General features: G+C 67.5%; 3 protein-coding genes. All 3 read right to left on the reverse strand.

Annotated features, from left to right (window positions below; all coding sequences use genetic code 11):
- Positions 1 to 191 precede the first annotated feature (191 nt).
- The gene (locus ASG00_RS08200; protein ID WP_156454779.1) at positions 192 to 623 is read right to left on the reverse strand and encodes a hypothetical protein; all 432 of its coding nucleotides are present in this window, start codon (positions 621 to 623) and stop codon (positions 192 to 194) included.
- A gap of 644 nt (positions 624 to 1,267) precedes the next feature.
- Positions 1,268 to 2,878, reverse strand: a complete 1,611-nt coding sequence (locus ASG00_RS08205) for a glycoside hydrolase family 13 protein (protein WP_056208407.1) — start codon at positions 2,876 to 2,878, stop codon at positions 1,268 to 1,270.
- 4 nt (positions 2,879 to 2,882) lie between these two features.
- On the reverse strand, positions 2,883 to 3,688 hold an 806-nt coding region (locus ASG00_RS08210; protein WP_162238373.1), incomplete at its 5' end, for a glycoside hydrolase family 66 protein.

Consider the following 3,688-nt stretch of genomic DNA (forward strand, 5'->3'; position numbering starts at 1 on the left):
CCGGAAACAACCGAAGTGACACCACACCACGGGACTTGACCCAGACCGCTGCACGTCGAGGTCCTGAGCTCCTACGGCCTAAGCGGCGGTGAGAGAACACGCCCCGCTCAGGGGCGCCATCCGAGGGGTGCGATGTGCGCAAGCGACCTCGCATCCTGAAAAGGCGGGGTCGTTCCGACTCGCGCGGGAGCTCATATTCCCGCGAACCCGACGGAGACGAGAAAGGCGCAAAGCGTCGAACTCAGCACCCCGAAACCTATGCCGAGAGAAGTCCTCGTCCCCACGGTCGCGGTGCGCATGAGCCATGGAGACGCAATCAACAGCCCCGTGGAGCCGAGTAGCGCAACGTAGGACAGAATGAGAACTCCGGGCGCCGCGGCGCCCTGGACGATGCCCCCGCTCGCCCCTGCCATAACGACGTTGACCAAGCCGATGAGCACGAAACCAGCGCTGGTCGGAATCAGCTGGTTCGGCTTCGGACCCCTGAAGAAGCGAGACGACTCATCCCCGCCGAACGTTCGCATCGCGCGGCTGATCTCGATTCGCCACACGAAAAGGAGAGTCCCACCGAGCACAGCCGTCGTGCCTATCAGCGCGTGAAGGAACACCTCACCCTGGTTCACCGCTCCCCCGTCCCGCAGAGTGCCCGGAGAACTCCCCCTGCTCGTCACGCCCGACCGCGGCATCCGTTCGTCACACACTATTCCGCCGGGCACGCACCGGGACGAAAAGCACTCACGAGCGTCGACTCGATTCGCGCGCCATCCGGGTATATGGCGGTCTCACTCGGAGCGTCCGGGCGACGTGCACCGACACTCACATGTCGGATGCTGCGGCGCGCCGCGCCGCGCGTACGATCGTCGGGCGCAGGGAGTGACACGTGCGTCTCAACGCACGTAGCAAGCACTCGGGGCGTGACCCGCCTGTCCGGACACCTTTAGTCTTGCCTCGGCTTCCCGGAACGGTGGTTGAGAGGATGTCGCAGCTTCTGAGAGGAGAAGTGGTCGTATGCCGAGACCGTATCCGTCCGAGCTCCGAAGCCTGACTCGAGCCGTCCGCCGCCTTCACCACCCTAATTCGACCCCCCACCGGCCCCACCGAACCCCTCAACGAATGCTTCGAACATATGCTCGGCTCCACCCTCTGCGTCAGCAACCTCACCAACCACATCGCCCCCAGCCTGCTCTAAACCGGGAGCTTCCGAACCCGATTACGCGCCTGGGCGCGAGCACTCCGCGAGCCACCTGAACCTCCCAGCCGGACAGGATCAGACGCGAAACCAGGAGGCGGTGTCGGTCGGACAGTCGGGGGCGGAGCTGCTGGAGAGGACCCGCGAGCCCCAGCCGACGGGCGCCTTGAACGGCTCCCCTCCGAAGACCACGACACACGTTAAGGCGCCGCGCCTGTAAGCGAGCACGTCATCTCGCTCCGTGGCGATCCACTCAAGGGGCGCGGCGGGATCGATCGTCCGTCGCGTGGCGATCGCCTCACGGTAGAAGCTCAGGACACTCTCGTCGTGCTCCTCGCGGGCAACCGTGAAGTCGCGGAACCAATCGGGTAGCGGAAGCCATGAGATGCCCTCCGTGAATCCGAAGGGCGGCGCATCGCCCGACCACGGCAGCGGCACGCGGCATCCGTCACGCCCGTGCTCCTCGCCGCCGGAGCGCTCCCAGATCGGGTCGCGCCGCGCGCTATCGGGAAGGTCCTGCACCTCGGGGAGACCGAGCTCCTCGCCCTGGAAGAGGAACACGGACCCAGGAAGGCCGAGCACAAACATCAGTGCGGCCGTGGCCCGCGACGTGCCGAGAGCGACGTCGACGCGCCCCCGCGCACGCGTGCGCAGCGCGTTGGGGTCGGCGCTGCGCACCGGCTCGGGTTCGACGAGTCCGTAGCGCGAGACCGAGCGGTGCACGTCGTGGCTGTTGAGCGCCCATGCGGGGCCACCGCCGGCCGGGTCGAGGGCCGCGAAGGTCTCCCGGACGGAACGCTCGAACGCGGCGGCCTCGAAGGGCTGCTGCATGAGATCGAAGTAGAACGCCTGGTGCAGCTCTCCGGGCCGCACGTAGTCAGCGATCGCCGCGGGAGGAAGCCACACCTCGCCGAGGAGCGTGCGCGGAGGCGTGTAGCTGTCCGCGATGCGGCGCCATCGCTCAAAGATCGCGTGCACGCCGGGCTGGTTCCACAGGTACGGGTTGTCACCCTCGGGGTCGTCGAGGTCGGGCAGCCCCGGCGCCTTCACCATCGCGTAGGCGACATCGATCCGGAAGCCGTCCACGCCGCGATCGAACCAGGTGCGCAAGACACCGTCGAACATCTCCGCGACCTCGGAGTGCTCCCAGTTGAAGTCGGGCTGCGAGGTGTCGAAGGCGTGCAGGTACCACTGTCCGTCGGGTACCCGCGTCCACGCGGGGCCGCCGAACGTCGAGCGCCAGTTGTTCGGAGGCTCCTCTCCCCCCGACCCCCGGCCCTCGCGGAAGTGGAACCGGGCGCGCTCCGGCGACCCCGCGCCCGCGCGCAGCGCCGCTTGAAACCAGGGATGCTGATCCGAGCAGTGGTTCGGAACGAGGTCCATCATGAGTCGGATGCCCCGCGCCCGGCACGCGTCCCGCAGTCGCTCGAACGCCGGCATCCCCCCGTAGAGCGGATCGACGACCGTGTAGTCGGCGACGTCGTACCCGCCGTCCCGGTTCGGCGACGGGTAGCAGGGGTTGAGCCAGATCGCGTCGACGCCGAGTCGCGCGATGTGGTCGAGCCGCGCCGTCACGCCGCCGAGATCGCCGATCCCGTCGCCGTCGCTGTCGGCGAAGGAGCGGAGATAGAGCTGATAGACGACACTGCTGCGCCACCAGTCGGTGTCGGGGAGGGGAGATTCTGTCACCGGGTCAGGGTCCTACCGTGAGATTGTCGAGGTTGATCGCGCCGACGCTGCCCGTGCACCAGACGACGACGGTGTGCAGGCCCGCGGTGAGCGTCACGGGTACGGAGAGCGTCGTCCACGAGTCCCACGTCCCCTGCGCGGGGAAGGTGGGGGTGGCGACTTGCTGGCCGTCGACCGCGACGACCCGCGTCGCGGTGGATCCGCCGTTTCCGTAACGCAGCGTCAGGTGGTAGTTGCCCGCGGTGGCCGCGTTGATCGTGAACGAGACGCCGCTGCCGGCCTGATAGAAGTTGTCGACGAAACCGGTGCCGGTGTAGCCGGCGTGGTCGGTGTTCGTGCCGACGTTCGTACGGATCGCGTTCTCTGCTTCATAGCGGTTCGCGCTCGGGGTCGTGAAGCCGCGGTCGACGTAGATCATGTCCCACGCTTTGAGCTGCGGCACCGTGAAGCTGAGGTAGCGCCCGGAGGAGTCCGTGCCGACGGTGTAGCTGAGGCTCGTGCTCGCGTCGTTCCCGGCATCGGGCGTGGCCACGCGCACCGCGGTGGGGTTCTCGTCGGGCCCGATGTAGTACTTCACCGCGAGGTTGGTCAGCACGGGCGTCGTCGTCTTGCCCGCGTCGCGCCACGTGTTGTCGTTGCCGATGAGGTTGATGAGGTGGATGACGTCGTCGTTCGCCGTCTTCTTCACGTTCGTCCAGATCGTGTTCGCGGAGGCGTCGCCCGACGTGGACTGACCCGCGATCGAGACGAACTGCGAGCCGGAGTCGACGGAGTGCACGTCGGGTCCGTAGAGGAGGTTCTCGTAGGCGG

The organism is Microbacterium sp. Leaf351 (genome assembly GCF_001423825.1).
Taxonomy (GTDB): Bacteria; Actinomycetota; Actinomycetes; order Actinomycetales; family Microbacteriaceae; genus Microbacterium; species Microbacterium ginsengisoli.